The following is a 22,182-nucleotide window of genomic DNA, read 5'->3' on the forward strand; positions in this document are numbered from 1 at the left end:
GCGGAACCTAAAGGTCCGGTTTCCAGTGGTCAACGCGGGAAGGCCAAAAAACGCAGCCTCAATGGTCCCGGCGCAGCCAGGAAGCTATCGGGTCGTGATCATCTATTTTGACCGGGCACCCAGAGCACGTCGCCCGCGCCCTTGGCGTTCATAAAACGGCTGGCCACAAATAGAAAATCCGACAAACGGTTCATGTATCTTACGGCGGCATCGCTGACCGGTTCACCGGGCTGCGCAGCGAGTTCCACCATCATGCGTTCCGCGCGGCGACAAACGGTTCGCGCCGAATGGAGATACGCCGCGGCGGGCGTTCCCCCTGGCAGCACGAACGATGTCAGATCGGGCAGCCCTGCATTGAGGCTGTCGATATCGTTCTCCAGACGCACGACCTGGCTGGACACCACGCGAAGCCGCTCGGCTTTGCCCTCGCGTTGAGGCACCGCAAGGTCAGCGCCGAGATCGAACAGATCGTTCTGAATGCGGCCTAACATCCCATCAAGATCGGGCGCGCCGGAAAGATGCAGCCGGACCACGCCGATCGCGGCGTTGGTCTCGTCAACAGTCCCGTAGGCGCTGACACGGAGATCGTATTTCGGGCGTCGCTCACCGGTGCCGAGCGCGGTCGTGCCGTCGTCACCTGTGCGTGTGTAGATTCGGTTGAGAACGACCATCGGTGCTCCGGTGCCAGGCTATCAATCCGTCACTGCCCAAGCATCCAGATCGTGACCATGGTGAGGATGATCGCAACGAACTGCAGGACAACCCGCATTCGCATAAGCTTCTGCGAGAGGTTGGGACTACCGCCCCGCATCATGTTGACAAGACCCATCACCAATACAGTAGCGACCGAGGCCACCGCGACGGGAACCAATACCATGCTGAAAAACACTGTCATGGTTCATACATATCATCGCAACCGCGGCTGCGCCATTGTTGGCAACGAGATTCAATTCCACGCAACAATCTGGTCTTTTATGTATTGATATCAGATAGTAAACGGTGCCGAGGTGGCGCTCCTCGACGTTGTCAGGGTGAAACGTGAGACAAATCCGATACCTCTGTCTGGTCGGAACGGACGCCTTCTACACGTTTCTTGCCGACGACGGCTGGGCAATCGCAAGCCATATCGCGCTATCGGCGCTGATGGCGCTATTCCCGTTCCTGATTGTCCTGACGTCCCTGGCGGGCTTCTTCGGATCCAAGGGGCTCGCCGACCAGGCGGCAGACCTGATGCTACAGATTTGGCCGGATCAGGTCGCCAATACGTTGTCGCGCGAAATCCATGACGTGCTGACGACATCGCGCGGCGATGCGCTGACAGTCGGTCTCGTGCTCGCGGTCTACTTCGCATCGAACGGCGTCGAAAGCCTGCGGGTCGCCTTAAACCGCGCCTATGCGGTGATCGAGATGCGCCGCTGGTACTGGCTCCGACTGGAATCGATCGGATATACGCTGGTTGCCGCGGTGACAACGTTGGCGATGGCGTTCCTGATCGTGCTAGGTCCGTTGATCATCGCCGCCGCGAAACGCCATATCCCGCTGATCGTCGAATCGAATGAGAGCCTGCTCAACCTCGCCCGCTATGGCATTACCATCCTTGCGATGTTTGCCGCGCTGCTGATCCTGCACGCGTGGCTGCCGGCGGGTCGGCGATCCTTTCTGCAGATCATCCCCGGCATCATCTTCACCATGCTGGCCTCACTGATGTCGGGCGTCGGCTTCGGCCTTTATCTTGCACGCTTCGCCAACAATTACGTCACAATGTATGCGGGCCTCGCATCGGTCGTCATCGCGCTGGTGTTTCTCTATTTCATCGCCGCGATCTTCGTTTTCGGCGGCGAACTGAACGCGGCGATCATCAAGTCGAGGTTGCCGCGCGGCGTTTCGCTTCAAGCAGCGCAGTCGCTAAAGCCCGAGGAGAAACAGGCTTGACCAGAAACGCGTTGCCGCCGGCTGCGCGTGATGCCGCCTCATCGTCGCTCCTGCCGGATACGCCGATGATGGCAACGCGCCCCACGGGCGCATCAAGCGCCCGGATACGTCCGATCGCCTCAATCCCAGTGATCCCAGGCAGCACCATATCCATCAGCACTGCATCGAATCCTCCTTGCGCGATGCGCTGAATGGCATCCTCGCCTCGTCCGACGAACTCGGCCTGATGACCAAGTTCGGTAAGAATTGTGTTGAGCACGACGCGCCCGAACGGATTATCCTCAACGCTGAGAACGCGGAGTCCGCTCGAAACATCCGAAGACCTATCGAGGTCGTCGCCAGGCTGTATCGCTACCGGTCCCTCGGCTGGCGTCAGCAGAACGGTGAAGGTGAACGTGGTGCCGCCGCCGCGCCGCTGCGTCGCCATAACATCTCCGCCCATCGCGCGCGCCAGTTGCTTCACCGAGGAGAGCCCGAGGCCGGCGCCGCCGAAGCGCGATGCGATAGAGACATTGGCCTGCGAGTATGGCCGGAACAGCCGCCGGATTTCGGCGAGAGACAAGCCGATCCCGCTATCGGATACCACGAAGGTCACGCCGATTTGTTCTCCTGACCGCCGCGGCGCCGTAACCTTGAGGACGACGTCACCCTGCTCGGTAAACTTGATCGCATTGTCGATGAGATTCTCCAGCGCCGCGCGCAGGCGAACGGCATCGCCGGTCACGAACACCGGCAATCTGTCTGAAATTTCGACAGCAGAGCGCAGGCCCTTGGCCGTTGCGCGGCCGGCCAGCGAATCGCCAGCGTTGCGCGCCAGCGCTCGCAGATCGAAGAAATCCTGCCGTCCGCCCGGCGCCGAACGGCGGCTTCGCGCCGCATCGACGAACAACGTCGCCAGACTGGCGAGATGGTCAGCGCCGGCCTTAATGGTCTCCACCCAGCGTCGCTCGCGCTCGCCGAGATCGGAGGTGGCGAGCAGATCACTGATGGCGAGAATCCCGGTAAGCGGTGTACGCACCTCATGCGCAAACGCGGCGAGCGCATCCTCGACGACGCCAGACGTTGATTGAGAAGACGGCCGCCCGGTCTTTGCAAGCTTCGAGGACTTCTTCAGAGCCCGCTTTTTCGCCGGTCGCCTTTTAGGCTTCGGCGACCTGCGCAACCCGCGCGATGTCGGCGCCATGATTTTGCTTTCCCCACCCCGCGCCAGCATGCCACGGCTCGAACGCGCGAGTCACGTCGGGGATGGTTTGTCGTGCAAAGATGCTTTACGGCCAACCAACGCAGCCGCGTTGCGGCAGTTTCAAGGCAGGCCGACAAAGCTGCGGACCTTCCCGGGCGTCATTCCGCGGATGCGTAGCTCCCTCAACCCGATCGCCTCTGACGACTTGGACAACTTCTTCCCGTCGCTATCGCGGATTAGATCGTGGTGGTTGTAAACCGGCTGAGGCAAGTCCAGGATTTTTTGCAGCAGCCGGTGCACGGCGGTCGACCCGAACAGGTCCTGCCCGCGCATCACGTCGGTAATCCCCTGGAGCGCATCGTCGATCACAACCGACAAATGATAGCTGGTCGGAATGTCTTTCCGGGCGAGAATGACATCACCCCAGACTTCTGGCCGCGCGAGAACTTCGCCGGTCTCCCCGTCCGGGCCGGAGCCCCGCTCGATCCACGTGAGACGGCCTGCGAGCCGGCACGCCGCCTCCATATCCAGACGCAACGCGAAGGGCGCGCCGGACCGCAGCCGCCGTTCGCGCTCAGTGGCCGCGAGCGATTTCGCTGTACCCGGATAAAGTGGTACGCCATCGGGATCGCGCGGCCAGGCGCCATCTACTTCGCGAGCTTTGACGAGCGCCGCAATCTCGGCGCGGCTCTCGAAACTCGGGTAAAGCACTCCAAGCATAGCGAGGCGGTCGAGTGCTGCGCGATAATCGGCAAGGTGCTCGGACTGCCGCCGCACCGGAATCTCCCATGAAACGCCAAGCCAGGCGAGGTCTTGGTAGATCGCCGTTTCAAACTCGGGACGGCACCGGGTTGCATCAATGTCCTCTATCCGCAGCAGAAATCGGCCTTTCCTCCGCTGGGCGGATTCAAAATTCATGAGCGCCGAAAAGGCGTGTCCGAGATGCAGAAAACCGTTCGACGACGGTGCAAAACGGAGAACGGGTGGCGGCATTGATCTTTGCTTGCATAACCGACCGTGACGCTGAAGTACTAACGAATGACGGTCCGCCTGGAAACCCAATCCGACCTTGACGACGCGGTCAGCGCGTTGGTGAAGCAGGATTCGCGGCTGAAACCGATCCTCGCGCGCACCGGCCTTCCCGCCCTGCGCCGGCGCGAGCCTGGTTTCGAAGGTCTCGCCGCAATCGTCTGCGGCCAGCAATTGTCCACCGCAAGCGCCGGCGCGATCTGGGGACGACTCAGCGCCGCCTTCGAGCCATTCCATCACGACGCGATTCGCACGGCGCGCGTCGACCGACTCGGCCGGCTGGGATTGTCGGCGGCAAAGATCGCCACGCTGAAGCTGCTCGCGCGCGAGATCTCGGCGAGCCGACTCAACCTGGACGTGCTCGCCGAAGAGGATGCCGACGCCGCCCATGCGACGCTGGTCCGGCATCGCGGCATCGGACCGTGGACCGCGGACGTTTATCTGCTGTTCTGCCTTGGCCATGGCGATGCCTGGCCGGCCGGCGACGTCGCGCTCCAGGAGGCGGTCAAGGTCGGCCTCGGGCTGACGAACCGGCCGACGCCGAAACAGATGGCGTCGCTCGCGGAGCCATGGCGACCCTTGCGCGGCGCTGCAACGCATTTGTGGTGGGCCTACTATAAGGTTATCAAGCGCAGAGAAGGTATCGTTCCCGAACCGAAGTAGACGGGTTATGTTTGGCTTCGGCAGCGCGGGCGACCTGCGCTCGTGCGCAAGATGGGAACTTATCGACCGAACGCAGATTATACCGACGGGCTGTAAAGTTAAGCGTCGGGAAATGCCAAAAAACCATAATCATAATAACAACAAAGGCCTGTTCGACAGCGAGCATCGGATTCTTGTTCAAGGGGTGATCGACTACGCGATCTTCATGCTGGATCCTACGGGGACCATCATCAACTGGAACGCGGGTGCGGAACGTATCAAGGGATATCGTCCCGACGAAATCATCGGCCAGAACTTCGCGCGTTTTTATACGGACTCAGACCGCGCCGCCGGGCGACCGGCCCGGGCTCTAAACATTGCCAGTTCCACGGGGCGATACGACGAAGAAGGTTGGCGGGTCCGTAAGGACGGTTCCTTTTTCTGGGCCAGCGTCATTATTGACGCCATTCGCGACGACTTCGGAAATCTCATCGGTTTTGCAAAGGTCACGCGGGATATCACGGAACGCCGTGAGGCCCAGCAGAAGCTTGAGCGCGTGCAGCGGCAACTCGCGGAATCGCAGAAGATGGATGCGCTCGGCCAGCTCACGGGCGGGGTCGCTCACGACTTCAACAATCTGCTGATGATCGTCAGCGGCAACATCCAAACATTGAAAAAGATTGTCGAGAGCGAACCGAAAGCGCTGCGGGCGGTTCACGCCATCGAGACAGCAACCAAACGCGGGGCCACGCTCACCAGGCAACTCCTGACGTTCTCCCGGCGACAAAGCGTCAACCCCTTGCCGACCGATGTCTCTGAACGCATTCAATCAATCACCGACGTTCTCCGGAGCGGCCTTGGCAAGGCGATCACCCTGCATATCGACACGCTCGACGACGCGTGGCCGGTCACGATCGATGCAACCGAATTCGAGACGGCGCTGCTCAACCTGGTCATCAACGCGCGCGACGCTATGACCGATGGTGGGCAGGTCATCGTGAAGGCGAGAAACATAACCAAAATGGACGAGCCCGAAGGACGCTATGTCGCCATCTCAGTTGAGGATACCGGAGACGGTATTCCGACAGATATCCTTGCAAAGGTGTTCGACCCGTTCTTTACGACGAAACCCGCCGGAAAAGGAACGGGTCTCGGATTATCACAGGTGCATGGTTTCGCTCATCAAGCCGGAGGGCATGTCGGCATCGAGAGCGAGCTCGGTTATGGTACCACGGTTACGCTCTATCTTCCGCCCACCGAAACGCTTTGCGCAGAGGAAAGCGGGTCGAGCCGTCGCGGCACGAGAGCGAGAGGTGGCACCGTCCTGCTCGTCGAAGACAATCCGGATGTCGCGGAGGCGAGCGCGGGACTGCTTGAACAGCTTGGCTATCGCGTGCGAGTCTCCAACAATGCAGAGGCTGCGTTGTTAGAGATCGAGCGTGATGGTATCGATTTGGTCTTCACCGATATCGTGATGCCGGGAAAAATAGATGGTCTCGGTCTGGCCAAGATGCTCCGCGCGACGTATCCACACTTGCCGGTGTTGCTGGCCACCGGCTACAGCGAAGCTCTTGCTGGACGCAAGCTGGACTTTCACGTTCTTCGAAAACCCTACGAAATTCATGAGCTGAGCCAGGCTCTCGCCAAGCTGTCCTCCTAGCGATTCCGCAACAAGGGTTAGCGGTTTTTGCTTCTTGCCGCGCCGGGGGTGGAGCAGGCCCAGACCAGCTGACAAGCTGGCCCAGCAGAAAAGCCGGGCTTACGCTCTTCACAATCCCGTCACGCTGACTGTACTATGCCATCGTAAGCCGCCTCAAAGCCGATGCGGCCAAACATGGAACTGGAGCGTGCTTCGCAAAAGTGCCGGTTTGCGATCAGAGTGCGCTCAGTCATAGATATTGGATGCATTTTCCGCGGCAAACCGGCGTTTCACTTTGTCGGGAAAAGTGCTCTGGAGGCGCTAATTGAACGCGCATGTCTCGCAGGGCAGCTGGCCGGTGCTGGTCCTGAACGCAGACTTCCGGCCGCTGAGTTACTATCCGCTGTCTCTTTGGTCGTGGCAGGATGCGATCAAGGCGGTGTTCCTCGATCGCGTCAACATTGTTGAACACTACGACCGCGCGGTGCGCAGCCCCTCGTTCGAAATGCAGCTTCCGAGCGTGGTGTCGCTGAAGTCTTTCGTGAAGCCGTCGACCCACCCCGCCTTCACCCGCTTTAATGTATTCCTGCGCGACAGGTTCATGTGTCAGTATTGCACAGCTGTCGAGGATCTCACCTTCGACCACATCATTCCGCGCAGCAAGGGCGGTCAAACCACCTGGGACAACGTTGTCGCTGCCTGCTCACCGTGCAATCTGCGGAAGGGCAACCTGACGCCACAACAGGCCGGGATGTTCCCGCGTCAGGCACCATTCGCGCCGACCGTGCATCAGTTGCACCGAAACGGCAGGTTGTTTCCACCGAACTATCTGCACGACAGCTGGTTGGACTATCTCTATTGGGACACCGAACTCGATCCTTAGCCGCAACGTCGCCATGCCGCTTTCACGGAGAACGCCTGGCCCACAAGCTGATTGCTCGCATAAGGCATTACTACATCTTCTGATGCCTACGAACGGCTGTCCGCATATGCACCGCACGGAGAATCCGCATGGCTTCATTGACCGAATGGAAGGTGCCAAGCTCCGCCCAGCCGCGTCCGGAGGACTACCGCTTCGATCTGGACCGCGCGCTGTCCACCGTCGTCGGACTGCATTCTATTGTACCGCCCGATGCCCTCACCGCGGACACCCTCGGCACCGAGCGCGCCGGGAATGGCGTCGTGATCGCCGATGGCCTCGTTCTGACGATTGGCTATGTCGTCACCGAGGCGGAATCTGTATGGCTGCATCTTGCGGACGGCCGCGTGGTGCAGGCGGACACGGTTGGCGTCGATCGGGAAAGCGGCTTCGGTCTGGTACAAGCCCTCGGTGATCTCGATCTTGAACCGCTGCCGCTAGGCTCGTCGGCCGCCGCCAAAGTCAATGACCCGGTCGTGGTCGCCGGAGTCGGCGGACGGTCCCGTTCGCTCGCGGGCCAGGTCATCTCAAAGGAGGAATTCGCCGGCTACTGGGAATACCTTATCGACGAAGCCATCTTCACTCGCCCGGCGCATCCCAATTGGGGCGGCACCGGCCTGATCTCGGCAGCTGGCGAATTGATCGGGATCGGCTCGTTGCAGCTCGAGCGGGAGGACGCTCGCCGGAACGAGCATCTCAATATGAACGTGCCGATAGATCTGCTGAAGCCCGTTCTCGACGACCTGCGGAAGTTTGGGCAGGTCAACAAGCCGGCCCGACCCTGGCTCGGCATATTCACCGCCGAGATCGAAGACAGGGTGGTCGCCGTCGGCATCGTGCCAAAAGGACCGGCAGACCGCGCCGAACTGCGCGCTGGCGACGCGATCCTTGCGGTGAAGGGAGAAAAGGTGTCGGACGCGGCCCAGCTCTATCGCAAATTGTGGGCGCTGGGTCCCGCCGGCGTCGATGTGCCGCTGACGCTCCATCGCGAGGGAGACACCTTCGACGTGGTGATAAAATCCACCGACCGTGCCCGGATGCTGAAGAGGCCAAGACTTCACTAAGCAAGGCTACACTAACCGAGGCTCCGCTGATCACGGCGTCGTGCGCCTCATGACGCTGTCTTGTCGGAAGCCGCGCCAGTCCGCCATCTGACTTTTATTGCGTTGATGCGTTTGGAGAGATGCCAAGCAGACCTGAAAGGCGCGCGCGGGGAGCCGCGAGATCGGCCAGCGTATATCCTTCCAGAACCTCCATGAAAGCCTGTTGCGCCCGCTCCAACGCGCGCTTGAGCACGCAGCTGGGATTGATCATGCAGGGCGCGTTAAGCGGCTTCAAGCACGACACGATCGCCATATCCGGCTCAGTCGTACGAATGACCTCTGCCAGCCCAATCGTCTCGGCGGGCTTGGCGAGGCGCAGTCCGCCGCCGCGGCCGCGTACGGTTTCGATATATCCCGCTACCCCCAATTGATGAACCACCTTCATCAAGTGAGCCTCGGAAATCTTATAGCTCCCAGCAATCTCTGCGATTGTCGACAGCCCATCGGACCTGAGCGCGAGATACATCAGTACCCGCAATGCGTAGTCCGAATAGGTGGTGAGGCGCATGCAGATTTTCCCGTGACGACGGTCACGCAAAAGCTATATTTTAGATATTGCTTTTGCGCAACTGCACATGTATGGACATGCTGACTTTTGTAAAGGAGCGTTTCATGCGCGAGAACGCCACGATCAGTGACACCGTCGCAAAGCCTTTCCTGCTGCCGGGGACGGTCGTCTGCAACGCTCTCGGAATCCGCAATAACTCCGGGGATTATTCCCACCTGGTCCGCATGTTGGTTAATTCACTGATTTGGACAGTGGCCGGAGTCATCGTCATGGCTTTTCTCGCATGACACTCGTGTCCGACAAGATGGATCACGTGACCGAGGACGGCATTCGCCAGCTCGTCGACGCTTTTTATACGAAGGTGCGCGTCGATTCCGAGTTGGGGCCGGTTTTCGAGAACAAGATCAAGGATAACTGGCCCCACCATCTTGAGAAGATGTACGCGTTCTGGTCGTCGGTCATGCTGACCACCGGCCGCTACAAGGGCAACCCTATGATGAAGCACATGGTGATACCGGGCATGAAGCCGGAGCTGTTCACCCAATGGCTCGCACTGTTCGACGAGACCTGCTGTGAACTGTGCGACGAGCCGATCCGCGCAGCCTTCAAGGAAAAGGCCGAACGCATCGCTGAAAGCCTGAAAATTGCGGTGTTCTACCGGCCTGACCGGCCGTGGCCGCCGCAGGCTTCCACGAATGTGACGTGATCCGACGAACTGACGCTACACTAGAGTCCAATTCAACTGCGTTGAATCAAACTCTGTTCATTCTTTCGATTGAGCACGATCTTATCCGAAAATCGGTTTTGCGCTGGTGCGGTCCTTCGGGTCGGGATCATGCTCTAATCGTTGCTTTCATTTTGTCTTCGTAGCCGCTGCTTTGCGCGCATCCGCGATGGCCTGACCGAACTGCGTCGTGGTCAATACGCCAGGCACACGGAATTTCCCGATAATAAACGCGGGCGTTCCGTTGAATCCGAAGGCGATCGCCTGATCATTGTTACGCTTCAGAATGGAGTCGATCGCGCCGGCGTTGGCGACCATGTCCTTGGCCGCGCGATCGACATCGATCTTCGCATCTGCCAGCAGTTCGCGAACGTGCGGCTCGGTCAAACGTGAACTGGTACGGATCAGAGCTTCGTGCGCGACAACGAATTTACCCTGATACTTGGACGCCAACGCCAGACGCGATGCATAGACCGAACTGGGACCAAGGATCGGCCAATCCTTGAGAATCAGCCGAACCTTGCCGTCGTCATGCACCACCTGAGCAAGCTCCGGCGCAAGCTTGCGGCAATAGGAACAGTTGTAATCAAAATACTCGACGATCGTGATATCGCCATGCACGTTGCCCGCCGCCGGAATCTCCTGATCGCGCAACACTTGTGCTTCAGTCAGAACTTCGTCAGAGGTCTCGGCAAGCGTCGGCGCGCGCGTCAGACCTGCCGTGACCACTCCCAGGCCGAAGGCCCGCAGCAGCCCGCGTCTTGTCGAATTGCCGGACGTGTCCTGCGATTTTGGCATGATCGATCAGACGCCCTTGAGCCGCTTGCTACATTCGCTGTAGTAGCCGCCGCCCTTCATGATCCATTTCAATCCGCCATTGGCGTTGGTGGTCTTGTTGGCCTTGTATTGATCAAGGCAAGTGTGCCTGCGCCCCTTGCCAGCTGATTCGCTAGCATATTTCGGCGACACCGCCGATGGGAAAACCGCGTTGCCGGCTGACGTAGCCGAAGGAGCTGCGGTCTTGGGCGCTGGCGTCTCGGCTGCCTCCGGGGCAGTTGCCGCCGCTCCGCACTGAGCCTTGCGGAAGTCGTTCCACTTCTGACCGTTGAGCGTGCCCGCTGATTTCGCGGCCTGATACTTTGCGCTGCACTCCTGCGCGGTCAGTGCTTTGGCGGGCAGTACCGAAAGTCCAAGCAGACCGGACACCGTCGCGGCGCCCAGCAGTTTCAAATAACCTGTCATGTGTTTGTCCTTCCCGGACATCGAGGATGGGCCGACATCCTAGCGTCGCCGACGGCCGTTTCAACGCCGCGCCCGGACTGACTCCAAAAAAATGCTTCATGTGGGGATCGGCTCAAGGCCGTTCAGCCACCGTTCAGGCCGGCTCCGCGACGTTGAAGCCGTTATCAACCTGAGGAATTTTTCATGACCACGTCTTCCCGCTTCATCGCGATCCTCGCTGGGTCTCTGCTGCTCGGCGGCACGGCATTCGCCCAGACTGCCGCGCCTACCGCACCCGCAACGCCCGCACCGACTTCAAAGATGGCGCCCGCCACCAAGAAGGTCCAAAAGCCGCGCACCGCAGCTTCGCTCGAATGCTCGAAAGAGGCCACCGCCAAAGGCCTGCACGGCAAGGAACGCAAGAAATTCCTCTCCGGGTGCAAGGCCAAAGCGGCCAACCCGAACTGATCCGCTCGCCCGATAGTGTCGACAGGTCACCCAACCTGCGACACTATCGGGCTTGCCATCCGCCAGCCTGATCAAAATGTTCGACCGCAAGCGAGTCCGGGGTCGGTTCGCGTAAAGAATGCGGCTCAAAACAAGCTACTGGAGCCCTACCTTGATGCCATCAAGGCTGGATGTCGCTGGAGCGCGATGAGCGGGATGCGAGCGGAAAGCCGCGACACACTTTTCATCCCGTACTGCACAGAGTTTACCTGACCTTGCCTGCCAAAGCTGCGATGCCCCACCCCGAGATTACCGCCATCAGCAGCGAGATCAGCGCATTGTAGCCAGCCAGCGACAGGCCGAGGAAGCGCCACTGCACCTGGTCGCAACGCACCACCTTCACTCTATCGAGATTCTCAAGCAGACTTCCCTTGCCCAGATCGAGCACCGTTCCGCTGCACTCGGTCGGCCCCAGCCAGAAGCCCCATTCCACCCCGGCGTGATAGGCGCCGAGCCCGGCGTTGACCAGCACAACCAGCGTAAGAACGGCGAGAGGCGGTATAATGAGGCAACGTGGTGCGCCCTTCGCGAGGGCAAATGCCACGAGCAGGCCGAAGGGGACCGCAAAATAGTAGGCATAGCGCTGCTCTAGACAGAGCGGACACGGCAGGATCTCCAGCACGATCTGAAAGAACCACGCGCCTGCGATTGTCGCCGCGGCGATGAAGGCCACGGCCAGCGTCGCCGCGAAGGCGGTTTTTCTACCGACTCCGGAGGCGGATTTCACGACAGCATCGAGGGTCACGGCTTCCTCCGGCGAAGTACTTGGATTGCACCATGCGTCCTAGCTTGCGAGCCTTGCCGCTGTCGAGCCGGCAGCCATCACACTGCAGTGTTTCGAGACCAAATGATCCTGTTGACGGAGGACGCTTGGCGCACCGGGTTGACCGGCAGGGATCGGCCGCTATAGTCCGCCCCGCTTCGCAAGACTACCGCCTCACTCGGCGCATGACTCGCGAATGCCCCTGTGGCGGAACTGGTAGACGCGCTCGACTCAAAATCGAGTTCCGCAAGGAGTGCTGGTTCGATTCCGGCCAGGGGCACCACGAAGCAGCTCCCAGACGTTCATCACCGTTCGTGATCACACAAAAGGCTGCGAAATCGAGCCCGTTGAGGTTCTGGCGCTCCTTGAGCCGGTCGAGGCAGCCGGGAAATTGGAGACGGCAGCCCGTGTCCGGGGCACTATCGGCGCGGTGTTTCGGCACGCCATCCAGACGACGCGGGCAAAGGCCGGTCCGACGCAAGTATTGCGAGGAGCCATTGCCACGCATGAGGTCAAACCACGCGAAAGCCGCAGGACACAGGTCCCAGATGGCTGCCGCCACAGCTGCTATATCTCACGAGGATGAGGCCACCTCGCGCGGCTGTGTGAGATGTCGGCGCCTCGAACGATGGTGGCCAAGCGATCCGGGGCCGGAGCACCTTATGGCTCACGTGGTCCTTCGAATTCGCTTTCGAAGCGCAGATGCTTCACGCTTCGGCCATGACGCCGCACCAGTTTGAGGGCCTCTATCCCAACCCTGATGTGCGTTTCAACATAGTTTGCGGTCACAACCAAATCCAACGCTTCGGTTTTCACACCCTCAGGGATCATAGGCTGGTCGGAAACGAGAAGCAGCGCACCGGTCGGGATGTGGTTAGCGAATCCGGCGGCAAAGATTGTTGCAGTCTCCATGTCGATCGCCATGCTCCGTGTGCGACGCAACTTCTCCTTGAAAGCATCATCATGCTCCCAGACACGACGGTTCGTTGTGTACACGGTGCCTGTCCAATAATCATGACCCAGGTCGCGGATCATGGTTGACACTGCGCGTTGCAGTTGGAATGCGGGCAGCGCAGGAACCTCCGGCGGCAGGTAATCGTTCGAAGTGCCTTCGCCGCGAATGGCCGCAATGGGCAGAATGAAATCGCCAGTCTGATTCTTGCGTTTCAAGCCGCCGCACTTTCCGAGAAATAGAACAGCCTTCGGGGAAATGGCGCTCAGGAGGTCTATCACGGTCGCGGCATTCGGGCTTCCCATGCCGAAATTGATCAAGGTAATGCCATCGGCAGTCGCGTTGGGCATCGGTCGATCCGTCCCCTTGATCGATACCTCGTGCTGAGCGGCGAACCACGCGACGTAGCCGCCGAAATTCGTCAAAAGAACATATTGTCCAAATTCGCCAAGCGGCGTGCCCGTGTAGCGCGGCAGCCAATTTTCGACGATGTCCTTTTTCTCTTTCAGTTTCTGCTCCCACGTCAGATAGGACCGATATCCGAAGCTGAATGCGAGTTTCCGCTGAAAGACACGGAATGGATCGTCAATCAGCCCACGAATCCTGCGGCTAGCAACAATGCTTCATTAGCTGATCCGAGACCGCACGCATACCGCGAAACGTTCATGCGTGGGATTCGCAGAGAGGGACCAAGGGCGGGCGCTGGTCTAAGTGGAGGAAGACGATGGATGGGCCGAAGGGAAAGGCCCGTAGCCTTCAAGCGGTTGTGAACCGCGCTATGTCCACTAGTGCGCAGAACTCCGCTTTCGAATACGCGATGGTGACTCATCACCGCACGGATCGCGGCTCATATCGGTGATGAGAACGCCCGATTGCGCTCCCGCCTTCCTCTCACGGACAGGAGCGTGCCATGCAGATCCGGCGTCGTTTCAAGCAGACCACATCGCTTCAGGACCGTCTTTCGGACTTCATCGCGGGCGCACAATCTGAGGCGGACGATGGGCCGGGCGGTGCGGATCACTACGAGTTGCTGAAGAAAAATCGGCAGGCCGAAACCGCCGCAAACATCGAGAGATGGGCGACCTCGCCCGAACTGCAGCCGCCGAAGTAATGGGAACGGAGACGGGCCCTCGACGTTGTCTACCCGCGATGAAGTTTGACAGACTTTGCCCGCCGCGGCCCTCGAGCCCGGCGGGTTTTTCTTGCCGCGCGATAAGTTGTGGTACGAAACAATCGCTTTGCGCCGGCGTTGCAACGCATGTCGCGCTATTTCCTTATCGCTATGGCAGGAGGCTTGGCGGCGCTGATCGCGCTGCTGCTCGGCTTAGGCCCGTTCTCCAAGCAACAGACGCCAAGCGGAGAGGTATCTCCCGCGAAGTACATTTCTATCCCTGACTGAAACGAGAGATACGCTTTGATACGCAGGGTTCAGCTTTTTACGGTGGATCGGAAATAAGAGAGATCAGAACCAATCGTTTGGTTCTCTCCGAAACTACTTCCGGCTTTCAAGCTGACCCTCGTAGCACTTATCGATTTAGCTTCTCCGATAACACGTGTATTTTAAGGTCGTTCGCGTAGACCGCATAAACGAATTGGCGAGAGAAATGGCGTTGGGCTTTGCTTCTTAGAGGCTTGGAAACGTCGCGGGCAACCGTCTAGCTTCGACTCTCCGGCTCAGCCCCGCCTCGTCAGGTAGGCTATGTAATCGGGGTCCCAACCTTTCATATGCTTGAGCAAAGCCTGGCGCCGCTGGTCGGGCATGCCGGGGCCGTGCTCGAGGAAGTCCTGAATTGCCCTCTTGAACTCCTCCACCTGCGGCTCCTCTCCCGTGACCAGGTCGCCGTACTCCGCCATGATGTCCAGCACGCGCTCTTCTATGTCATTCATCGCCACGGTCCTCCCAACGCTCCCGTCCATAACCGCGCGCCTGTGCGGCTAGTTCCGCTTGCTCCGGAAGTCATTGAACGAAGCATCGATCAGAAGGAGCTTGTCGAGCACGATCAGCTGCCGCTCCTCTCGCGTGCCGGGTCCGCTCTCGAGAAACGCCTCCAGGGTGTCCTTGACCTGCTGCACCTTCGCGTCCGTGCTTTCGGGGCCGTCGCTGAACCGCGCCAGTATCTCCTGAATCTGCCGTTCGTGATCGTCGCTCATCTTCATGCTCCTGATAGCCTGTTTTCTTAGATAGGGGGCACCCGCTACGAGGCTAGTCCTCCGTTGAAAGCGGCGCACCTTCACACATCGATTGCCCATAGCAGAAGGCACTCGCGGAATTCGAGGGCTTTCTGCGTTATCGGTCTACGGCCTTGGACACCAGTAGCGAAGTCGCATTTGCCAACTACGGCAGCGCGGCGCATTTCATGGGCCGTCACTTGCTTCACGCGGTCATACAAACCGTCAGTATGTTGGCGAATATCAAGGGGCAGTCCCGGGTGCTTCGCGTAACCGAACCGGCTTCTTTTCCTGCGTCCAATACACCCAAGGACTTCTACCGCGCGTTGTTTGCGGTTGCCCAACCGAACATGCTGCGGACATGCCCAATTCGAATGGCCCAAAGCGGACAACGGGCCAACACGCAGCGTGCCGCGTCTTACCACCAGCCTCCTTGCATCGGAGGGAAGAACTGACCGCCGCCCCTGCGCGTATTGCTCGGGTGGGGATTCGGATTGCGCTGGAAAAAGAAGCCGAAGCCATCGTCTCCCTGCGGGCTACCGTTGTTCCAGCCGCTGTCGTCCGCCACGAGGACCTCGCTCGGCTTGCGCGTGATGAAGCCGCCCTGCGGCTGGTCGCTCAGCACCGCAACAAACTCGGTGCGATAGTTCGTCTCTTTGCTCAGCGGCTCGTCGGAGACGACGATTGAGGATCGCGGCAATGCGGCCGGCGCGATGCGATCGAGGACTTCCTTCGGGATGGTGATGCGGTCGAGCGCGTTTTTGGCGTCATCCCCAGTCTCGATCGTGACGGCGGTCCAGCGCAGGCCCGCATCGTTGCGCGCCACCGCCGTGAACACGTGCGTGCCCAGTGGTGTGCCGGGATCGCGGATCGTGACCGGGACCTCGATTGTTGCATCGAATACCTCGCCGCCTCCGTCCGGTGCCGGTTCATGTGTGTTGCGCCGAACGTAAAGCGTTTGCGTCGCCCGACTGATGTAGATCGAGACCGGCTCGAGCGCGAGCTTCGCGTCGAGCGCCGCCTTGGCGATACCGCCCTTTTTTGTCTGAGCCGCCTTGGCCGCTTCCTTTGCGGTGTTGGCTGTGTCGAGCTTTGATTTCGCGTCTGCCTTGGCGGCGTCTAACTGGGTCGCCAACTCCGCCGCTTTGGCAACGGCCTTTTGCTTACGGTCTTCAGCCTTCGTCCTGGCTTGATCGGTCTTGGCCGCGGCCAGTGCCTTGTCGGCGGATACAACTGCGGCGTCGGCCCGGGCTTTGAATCGCTCCAGCTTGCGCAGAGACGCTGCGAGCGGTGCCACCTCGCGAGCCGCTGTGGCCGCAATCTTTTTGGCCTCATCGGCCGCCTTGGCAGCCTCGGTGGCTTCGCGGGCGAGCCTCTCGGCAGTCGCTGGAGCATCTGCGATGATTTCCGCCTTCGGCATGAAGAGCGATAGCGTCGGATGAGAAAAGTTGACCGGGGCCGCATCGTCCGGCGAGATGATCACGCGCATCCCGATCCGCGTCTTGTCAAACAGCTTCTCCGCAAAGCCATAGGGCATTCTCACGCAGCCATGTGAGGCCGCATGACCAGGCAATGGCCCGCCATGCAATGCAAGGCCGTTCCAAGTGATGCGCTGCATGTTCGGCATCCAGGCATCGTCATACATGCTCGAGTGGTGATCCTTGTCCTTCTCTACGATGGCGAAGACGCCGGCCGGCGTCTCGCGCTCCTTGATGCCGGTCGATACCGGGGCGCGCAGGATCCAGCCCTCGGTGTCATAGAACGTGACCTGCTGGCTCTTGATGGACACGATTGCCATGATCGGCTCGCCTGCCTCGCGCGGCGCCGTGGTCTCGGCGGGTTGCGCGCGGCGCACCTGTTTCGCCGTGGCTTCAGCAATCGGTGCGATCAGCGCGGCCATCGCCGCGAACATCACGACGGCCGAACGTCCCCAATGGTGCATCGCCACTGTAGATCGCACCAACGTCAATCGATTCACCATTCCATTCCCCGTCGCAACGCATGTCCGCTACCGTGACCGATCTCACAGATAGCCGACTCGTGAAAAACAAGCATGCTCGCAGCTGAAATTGGCACAAAACGGACAAAGAGCGTTCGCAAGCCTTCAGTTGCACACAGGCAACACTTCGGGGAAAAGGACCCGGTCTGCCCGGTTACGCCATTGCGCGGCTATTTCCTTCCCGAAACAATCGTCGCGTCCACATCCTCGGCTATGTAATCCGGTTCCGATGAGGCTGGCATGATGAACCCGCGGCAACTTTCAACGCTGACGCCCGCCTTGCTATGGGTCGTTTTCGCGGCAGGTATTTACGCTCTGCTTGCGATGGGATCAGAGGCACGCCAGACCACGGGCGGAGCGACACCCACTATCAGCACGCCTTCTTCCTCCGCTGCACAGGAACTCACCACTGCATTGCAGCCGAGCTCAATGTCTCGTCACGATCTGAGTCAAACCGATCAGCAACCCCCTTCGAAATCTCATGTGGCGATGACCGAACTCTCGCTTGCGGGAGATATCGCCCACGAACCGATGGCACCTGTCGAAATCTCGCCTGCCGAACCAGCGTCCGTGCAAATTGCAAGCGCGAACCCGTCGGATATCGAACCTGTCGATATCAACAAAGCCACGAAGTCCATCGAGATGGTCGACGAGTGCCAAGTCGTGGACATCTGCGTCGATCGCTATCTGTGGGCGCTTTATCAGCGCACGCCCAAGGAAGATACTATCAGTATCCGTGAATGGAAGAGCGTCACGATCAAACGGAAGGGCAAGAGGGTGAGTGTTTCCAGAGCCTTCACCAAGCTTGTCGATCAAAATTTCGGGTGGAAGGATCCGAAGGCGGCGGAACGCGTCGGCATGTCGATGATGGAGTATGTGATCGGCGGCATGGACCGGAGCTTCAAACTAAAATTGTTTCGTATGTTTCATGCGGCGGAGGCAGCGGGGCTTTCGCCCGGCATCACCAGCGCATTCCGTGACGACTACCGCCAATCGATCGCAAGCGGCCTCAAGGCGGCGAGCAACAGGTCGTATCATGGCGGCAGCTTGCGCGGTGGCTACGGGCATGGGCTCGCGGCCGATGTGGTGAGCGTCGAAGGCGGAACGCGCAATCAGCGATTTGCTTCCTCGGAAAGATTTTGGAAGTGGGTCGATGCGCACGGGAAGGAGTTCGGAATCGGGCGCCCATATCTCGGCAGGGACCCGCCGCATGTCGCACCGGTCGACGGCCAGGAATATGCGAAGCATAGCGGCGGTACAAAACAAGCGGCATCGGACGCCAAGGAGACCGGCCTGAAGAAGAAGGCGAAGGGCGTGGCCACACGCGATCACTCACGCCGCGCCAAGCGCCCGAGAACTGCAGTCGCCTCAAAGCCGAAAGCGAGCTGAGTGGCTTGGCCGATATCAGGCTCCAAATGAAATCTGGGAATCCGTAGCGTCCGTTGCTGGCCCTCTTCGGACCTGACGCGGTGTCGAGGTTGAGCCCAAGGCCCGGATAAGGAAATTTGCATTGTCGTCGCCGGCCCGACGGAAAGGTTATTGTAAAAAATATTCAAATATAATCAGATAGTTATTACATAATTCGTTTCCCGCCAGAGCAACAGAAGCTTCTCCGCTACCGTTCGCTCAGGGGCTGTGGGTATGCCCTTTCACAGCCGCAACAGATACCCAGACAGGTCCACGCGACTGGGCCGTTGATGTTCAGCGACAGCCTAAATATGCACCCTATCTGGAACGCCGCGGTCCGAGCTATATATTTCCTGCGATACCAACATTGGAGTGAATAATGAAAAACGTAATTGCAGTAGCTGCCCTGGGCATCGGGCTGGCTTTTGGTTCGGCTTCCGCTTCGTTCGCCGACAATGTCGACGGTGGCGCTCATCCGCGGAGCGGAGTGCCCACCGTCGCGGAGCACGGAGCCAGCACCGCCAAGGGAGTAAGCAGGTCCCAAACACCGCATGTGTCCGACACAGACGGCTATCATATGAAGCAGAATCATACGACGAAACATAAGAAGAAGAAGAAAAGCAAGAAGTAGGCGGACTCATCGACATTGATGATCTACTGGTCGCGCGAATTGTAGCGCGGCCAGTTCACGTCACCCATCCCGTTAGTCGGCTGATGCCGAAGCGGAGTGTGAGCCAACCAAGGCACGCGGGCCGATGGCCTGTCTACGAGTGATGACCTTCCCCGGCAGTCAGCTCGCAGAAGACCCCGGTTTCGTTCCAAACGAACGCCTTTTTTCGAACCTTTTTTGGGCTCGGACCGGGGGAACGAAAACGACGATCTCCGACTTTGCTCCCCGTGTTTAAAGGTCGGAGGAGAAATTTATGGCCCGTTCGTTGATCAGAGCCGCAGCGATTTCAGTTGCGCTGATATTGCCCGCATCGGTCATGGCCCAGGGTGTGGTTGGAGGTATGGAACATGGCGCGCGCGAGGGTGATCGAGCAGCGGGTCCGGTCGGTGCCGTGGTCGGTGGGGCCGTCGGGGCCGTTACTGGCGGTGTAGCCGGCGTGCTCGGCATCGATCAGCGTCCGCGCTTCCGGCAATACGTGGTCGAGCAGCACCATCCGTCATTTCATTATCGTGAACCGATGCATGTTGGCGTCGTCCTGCCGGATAGCGGCCTCACCTACTACGATGTGCCTGCCGAATATGGTGCGCCGCACTATCGATACACCGTTGTGAACGACCAAACCGTGCTGGTCGATCCGCGGACGCATAGCGTGGTCGAGATCATTGACTAGGTGATCGATCCGGCCGGCTGCCGGGTGTGCCCGCTCGCTTGCTTGACCCCTGAAGACTTGCTTCGAATGGAGACCACCGGACTTCCCAGCGGGATTCCGTTCGAGGTGAGTGCCGGCTTGAGGTGCCTGCTGTCATCTGCACGAAACTCCGGCGGCCGCTTTGATAGAGCCGTAGTTAGCTGCAGTGCAAGCGTCGGCATCCCCCCAACCGAGCAAATGCCATTGAGATCACCAAGAGAGGGAGGCTATTATTGATCCGGGACAAGCCGAACGGAAGGTACGACCATGACCAACGAAGACCAGATCACTGGCTTCATCAAATACCGGGGAAAAAGACGGATATACACGGCAGACTATGAAGCCGACAAAGGTGACGATTTGGTCCGCCTGTTTCCTGAGAACTTCACGGCTGCAGTGCCTGCGATCAAGAAACTGCCGGATTTATCGTACGAGGAAACCGCGCTCTACCTGTTAAAAAAAGTTATCGACGAAGAGATCGAAAAGGCCGTGGGACAGTCCAGGCCTTTTTATTCGTGAACGCATTCCCCGCCTTGACGATATTGCCAAGACGCTATCTGCCGAGAGGAAATGAAGCCGCATCTGAAAAGCCGATAAATCGAGAACTTTCCACCCTCATTGCGGATCGGTCCTGATGCATCCAGGCAGGATGGAGAGATGAAAAGGATCGAAAAAGAAGACCAAAGACGCGGGACCGTCACCTATCAATTAGACGACGGTCGTTACGTGACGCTCGATGAAAACGCTGTGGCGCAATTTGGAGCGGATAATCTCATCCAATGGCTGGGTATCGAACGTGTCCCAGTCATGCACCACGGTCGTCGTGTCGGGACGCTCCCGGCAGACTTTGAACCTCTCAACGCCAAAAATATCCACCCCGGTGATTTTAGGCGCGAAGGCGATGGTTGGGTTGCAGAAGAAAAGCTGGCTCTGGAGGACCTGGACGCTGTCGTGGGATTTGAGCGGGATAAATGACTCAATCAGCTTCCTGATAGCGGTTCCAGCCCTATGATTCCGGGACGTTCGCCCTAGATTCGGGCCCATGGACCTTTCTCTCCGCCCTACTCTCAACGCCGGCGACAAGTTGGCAAACGATTATTGCGTGATCCACGACGGCCGACCGGTCGGCCGGATCAGGCTCGCGGGGGAACGGTCACGGCAGAGTGTTGCCGCGTGGGAGTGGTGCATCAATCCGCCTCTTCCCGCCGTGGTGCAGCGGCAAGGCTGTTGGCCTTGAGGGCCGGAAGGAGGAGTTCAGGGCCGCGTGGGCGCGGTTCTATGCGTCTCTGACGCCTGAGCGGATCAGGCGCTGGCATCTCATTGAGGACATGGGCACGTCGAATGAGTGGTGGCTGGAATAAGCCGGTCCCCTTGCCGATCAAAACCGGTGATGCAAGGTCTACGTAGGACCATCAACCGCCCCTAGCCGCCTTGATCGCGGCAACATCGATTTTCTTCATATGCATCATCGCTTCAAACGCGCGTTTTGCTTCAGCGCCGCCGGCAGCCAGCGCCTCGGTCAGTACGCGCGGCGTGATCTGCCAGGAGATGCCCCATTTGTCCTTGCACCAACCGCAAGCACTTTCCTGACCGCCATTGCCGACGATGGCGCTCCAGTAGCGGTCGGTTTCTTGCTGATCGTCCGTGGCGATCTGGAATGAGAAGGCTTCGTTATGCTTGAACGCTGGTCCGCCATTGAGCCCGAGACAGGGGATACCGGCCACTGTGAATTCGACTGTCAACACGTCGCCAGCCTTGCCGGATGGGTAATCGCTGGGAGCACGGTGAATGGCACTCACCGAGCTGTCAGGAAAAGTCTCGGCGTAGAACCGGGCTGCAGTCTCGGCGTCCTTGTCGTACCATAGACAGATCGTGTTCTTGGCGACGGTCATTGCTTGTCCTTTGCTTTTGAAACCACACCCCCGGTTCCCATGCATTTGTGGTCGGTTCACAGCCGCCTTAGCGAGATACGCGAACGTAGAATGGCATATGACGTTCCTCCAGCAACACGCGATCTACAACCAGGGTGCACCCAGTCGCGGTCAACAATCTCGACCTGAGCTTCGTCAAGAGGAACGCCGAAGACATAAAAGCCCCGTATGGTAGCCTTTTCGCGTCTTCAGAGCT

General features: G+C 59.4%; 28 protein-coding genes and 1 tRNA gene. 16 read left to right on the forward strand and 13 right to left on the reverse strand.

From position 1 onward, the window contains the following. Positions 1 to 98: 98 nt before the first annotated feature. Both ACZ5IL_RS18030 and ACZ5IL_RS18035 read right to left on the reverse strand, forming a co-directional pair. The gene (locus tag ACZ5IL_RS18030) at positions 99 to 671 is read right to left on the reverse strand and encodes a cob(I)yrinic acid a,c-diamide adenosyltransferase (RefSeq protein WP_464593639.1); all 573 of its coding nucleotides are present in this window, start codon (positions 669 to 671) and stop codon (positions 99 to 101) included. A 29-nt stretch (positions 672 to 700) separates the two neighbouring features. Beyond that, positions 701 to 895: a twin transmembrane helix small protein gene (locus ACZ5IL_RS18035; protein WP_464593641.1), complete on the reverse strand. Its 195-nt coding sequence runs from the start codon at positions 893 to 895 to the stop codon at positions 701 to 703. 143 nt (positions 896 to 1,038) lie between these two features. Between ACZ5IL_RS18035 and ACZ5IL_RS18040 the strand changes: the two genes are divergently transcribed. Continuing rightward, entirely contained in the window at positions 1,039 to 1,932 is an 894-nt protein-coding gene (locus tag ACZ5IL_RS18040) for a YihY/virulence factor BrkB family protein (protein WP_464593643.1), read from the forward strand. On the opposite strand, the gene ACZ5IL_RS18045 is transcribed toward ACZ5IL_RS18040, so the two are convergent. Both ACZ5IL_RS18045 and gluQRS read right to left on the reverse strand, forming a co-directional pair. Next, positions 1,859 to 3,115: an ATP-binding protein gene (locus tag ACZ5IL_RS18045; protein ID WP_464593645.1), complete on the reverse strand. Its 1,257-nt coding sequence runs from the start codon at positions 3,113 to 3,115 to the stop codon at positions 1,859 to 1,861. The two genes, ACZ5IL_RS18040 and ACZ5IL_RS18045, sit on opposite strands and share 74 nt — an antisense overlap. 120 nt (positions 3,116 to 3,235) lie before the next feature. Then, entirely contained in the window at positions 3,236 to 4,108 is an 873-nt protein-coding gene (gluQRS, locus tag ACZ5IL_RS18050; RefSeq protein ID WP_464593647.1) for a tRNA glutamyl-Q(34) synthetase GluQRS, read from the reverse strand. 45 nt (positions 4,109 to 4,153) lie between these two features. Here gluQRS and ACZ5IL_RS18055 point away from each other — a divergent pair, with 45 nt between their 5' ends. The 4 genes from ACZ5IL_RS18055 to ACZ5IL_RS18070 all read left to right on the forward strand — a co-directional run bounded on the left by ACZ5IL_RS18055 (position 4,154) and on the right by ACZ5IL_RS18070 (position 8,408). Further along, positions 4,154 to 4,807, forward strand: a complete 654-nt coding sequence (locus ACZ5IL_RS18055; RefSeq protein ID WP_464593649.1) for a DNA-3-methyladenine glycosylase family protein — start codon at positions 4,154 to 4,156, stop codon at positions 4,805 to 4,807. Positions 4,808 to 4,919: 112 nt separating this feature from the next. Beyond that, positions 4,920 to 6,446 (forward strand): ATP-binding protein, encoded by a 1,527-nt coding sequence (locus ACZ5IL_RS18060; RefSeq protein ID WP_464593651.1) that lies wholly within the window; start codon positions 4,920 to 4,922, stop codon positions 6,444 to 6,446. Positions 6,447 to 6,750: 304 nt separating this feature from the next. Next, positions 6,751 to 7,308, forward strand: a complete 558-nt coding sequence (locus tag ACZ5IL_RS18065; RefSeq protein WP_464593653.1) for an HNH endonuclease — start codon at positions 6,751 to 6,753, stop codon at positions 7,306 to 7,308. Positions 7,309 to 7,436: 128 nt separating this feature from the next. Then, positions 7,437 to 8,408: a S1C family serine protease gene (locus tag ACZ5IL_RS18070; RefSeq protein ID WP_425908449.1), complete on the forward strand. Its 972-nt coding sequence runs from the start codon at positions 7,437 to 7,439 to the stop codon at positions 8,406 to 8,408. Between the two features lie 94 nt (positions 8,409 to 8,502). On the opposite strand, the gene ACZ5IL_RS18075 is transcribed toward ACZ5IL_RS18070, so the two are convergent. After that, complete coding sequence (locus ACZ5IL_RS18075; protein WP_464593655.1) at positions 8,503 to 8,955, reverse strand: RrF2 family transcriptional regulator; 453 nt, start codon at positions 8,953 to 8,955, stop codon at positions 8,503 to 8,505. 104 nt (positions 8,956 to 9,059) lie between these two features. Between ACZ5IL_RS18075 and ACZ5IL_RS18080 the strand changes: the two genes are divergently transcribed. Together ACZ5IL_RS18080 and ACZ5IL_RS18085 are read left to right on the forward strand one after the other, a co-directional pair. Next, positions 9,060 to 9,242: a hypothetical protein gene (locus ACZ5IL_RS18080; protein ID WP_158081546.1), complete on the forward strand. Its 183-nt coding sequence runs from the start codon at positions 9,060 to 9,062 to the stop codon at positions 9,240 to 9,242. A gap of 17 nt (positions 9,243 to 9,259) precedes the next feature. Further along, a complete protein-coding gene (locus tag ACZ5IL_RS18085; protein WP_464596937.1) occupies positions 9,260 to 9,661 on the forward strand; it encodes a group III truncated hemoglobin in 402 nt (133 codons plus the stop codon). A 147-nt stretch (positions 9,662 to 9,808) separates the two neighbouring features. On the opposite strand, the gene ACZ5IL_RS18090 is transcribed toward ACZ5IL_RS18085, so the two are convergent. Beyond that, positions 9,809 to 10,477: a DsbA family protein gene (locus ACZ5IL_RS18090; RefSeq protein ID WP_464593658.1), complete on the reverse strand. Its 669-nt coding sequence runs from the start codon at positions 10,475 to 10,477 to the stop codon at positions 9,809 to 9,811. 6 nt (positions 10,478 to 10,483) lie between these two features. Continuing rightward, positions 10,484 to 10,921: a hypothetical protein gene (locus ACZ5IL_RS18095; protein WP_464593660.1), complete on the reverse strand. Its 438-nt coding sequence runs from the start codon at positions 10,919 to 10,921 to the stop codon at positions 10,484 to 10,486. A gap of 183 nt (positions 10,922 to 11,104) precedes the next feature. Between ACZ5IL_RS18095 and ACZ5IL_RS18100 the strand changes: the two genes are divergently transcribed. Further along, positions 11,105 to 11,368 carry a PsiF family protein gene (locus tag ACZ5IL_RS18100; RefSeq protein WP_425908441.1) on the forward strand — a complete coding sequence of 88 codons (264 nt, stop codon included), beginning with the start codon at positions 11,105 to 11,107 and terminating at the stop codon, positions 11,366 to 11,368. A gap of 244 nt (positions 11,369 to 11,612) precedes the next feature. Here ACZ5IL_RS18100 and ACZ5IL_RS18105 read toward each other — a convergent pair whose 3' ends face one another. Continuing rightward, a complete protein-coding gene (locus ACZ5IL_RS18105; protein ID WP_464593662.1) occupies positions 11,613 to 12,152 on the reverse strand; it encodes a disulfide bond formation protein B in 540 nt (179 codons plus the stop codon). A gap of 216 nt (positions 12,153 to 12,368) precedes the next feature. Between ACZ5IL_RS18105 and ACZ5IL_RS18110 the strand changes: the two genes are divergently transcribed. Together ACZ5IL_RS18110 and ACZ5IL_RS18115 are read left to right on the forward strand one after the other, a co-directional pair. Then, a tRNA-Leu gene (locus ACZ5IL_RS18110) sits at positions 12,369 to 12,453 on the forward strand. Continuing rightward, positions 12,424 to 12,756 (forward strand): phage integrase central domain-containing protein, encoded by a 333-nt coding sequence (locus ACZ5IL_RS18115; RefSeq protein ID WP_464593664.1) that lies wholly within the window; start codon positions 12,424 to 12,426, stop codon positions 12,754 to 12,756. Before ACZ5IL_RS18110 ends, ACZ5IL_RS18115 begins: the two co-directional genes overlap by 30 nt. 74 nt (positions 12,757 to 12,830) lie before the next feature. Here the strand turns inward: ACZ5IL_RS18115 and ACZ5IL_RS18120 are convergent, their stop codons facing one another. After that, positions 12,831 to 13,742 (reverse strand): AMP nucleosidase, encoded by a 912-nt coding sequence (locus tag ACZ5IL_RS18120; RefSeq protein WP_464596938.1) that lies wholly within the window; start codon positions 13,740 to 13,742, stop codon positions 12,831 to 12,833. A 290-nt stretch (positions 13,743 to 14,032) separates the two neighbouring features. On the opposite strand from ACZ5IL_RS18120, the gene ACZ5IL_RS18125 reads away from it, so the two are divergent. Next, positions 14,033 to 14,233, forward strand: a complete 201-nt coding sequence (locus ACZ5IL_RS18125) for a hypothetical protein (RefSeq protein WP_464593666.1) — start codon at positions 14,033 to 14,035, stop codon at positions 14,231 to 14,233. Between the two features lie 563 nt (positions 14,234 to 14,796). Here ACZ5IL_RS18125 and ACZ5IL_RS18130 read toward each other — a convergent pair. From ACZ5IL_RS18130 to ACZ5IL_RS18140, 3 genes are all read right to left on the reverse strand, one after another. Then, positions 14,797 to 15,009, reverse strand: a complete 213-nt coding sequence (locus ACZ5IL_RS18130) for a hypothetical protein (RefSeq protein ID WP_464593668.1) — start codon at positions 15,007 to 15,009, stop codon at positions 14,797 to 14,799. 48 nt (positions 15,010 to 15,057) lie between these two features. Next, positions 15,058 to 15,273: a hypothetical protein gene (locus ACZ5IL_RS18135; protein WP_139372926.1), complete on the reverse strand. Its 216-nt coding sequence runs from the start codon at positions 15,271 to 15,273 to the stop codon at positions 15,058 to 15,060. Positions 15,274 to 15,709: 436 nt separating this feature from the next. After that, a complete protein-coding gene (locus ACZ5IL_RS18140) occupies positions 15,710 to 17,272 on the reverse strand; it encodes a L,D-transpeptidase family protein (RefSeq protein ID WP_464593670.1) in 1,563 nt (520 codons plus the stop codon). 258 nt (positions 17,273 to 17,530) lie between these two features. Between ACZ5IL_RS18140 and ACZ5IL_RS18145 the strand changes: the two genes are divergently transcribed. The 5 genes from ACZ5IL_RS18145 (at position 17,531) to ACZ5IL_RS18165 (ending at position 21,030) form a co-directional block, all read left to right on the forward strand. Next, positions 17,531 to 18,679 carry a M15 family metallopeptidase domain-containing protein gene (locus ACZ5IL_RS18145; protein WP_464593672.1) on the forward strand — a complete coding sequence of 383 codons (1,149 nt, stop codon included), beginning with the start codon at positions 17,531 to 17,533 and terminating at the stop codon, positions 18,677 to 18,679. 397 nt (positions 18,680 to 19,076) lie between these two features. Further along, positions 19,077 to 19,328, forward strand: a complete 252-nt coding sequence (locus ACZ5IL_RS18150) for a hypothetical protein (RefSeq protein WP_464593674.1) — start codon at positions 19,077 to 19,079, stop codon at positions 19,326 to 19,328. A 292-nt stretch (positions 19,329 to 19,620) separates the two neighbouring features. After that, positions 19,621 to 20,037 (forward strand): DUF1236 domain-containing protein, encoded by a 417-nt coding sequence (locus ACZ5IL_RS18155; protein WP_464593676.1) that lies wholly within the window; start codon positions 19,621 to 19,623, stop codon positions 20,035 to 20,037. A 285-nt stretch (positions 20,038 to 20,322) separates the two neighbouring features. Then, a complete protein-coding gene (locus ACZ5IL_RS18160) occupies positions 20,323 to 20,574 on the forward strand; it encodes a hypothetical protein (RefSeq protein ID WP_464593678.1) in 252 nt (83 codons plus the stop codon). A gap of 138 nt (positions 20,575 to 20,712) precedes the next feature. Then, entirely contained in the window at positions 20,713 to 21,030 is a 318-nt protein-coding gene (locus ACZ5IL_RS18165; protein ID WP_464593680.1) for a hypothetical protein, read from the forward strand. 437 nt (positions 21,031 to 21,467) lie between these two features. Here ACZ5IL_RS18165 and ACZ5IL_RS18170 read toward each other — a convergent pair whose 3' ends face one another. Beyond that, complete coding sequence (locus ACZ5IL_RS18170; protein ID WP_464593682.1) at positions 21,468 to 21,947, reverse strand: VOC family protein; 480 nt, start codon at positions 21,945 to 21,947, stop codon at positions 21,468 to 21,470. Positions 21,948 to 22,182 lie beyond the last annotated feature (235 nt).

Source organism: Nitrobacter sp. CN101, from assembly GCF_055390255.1.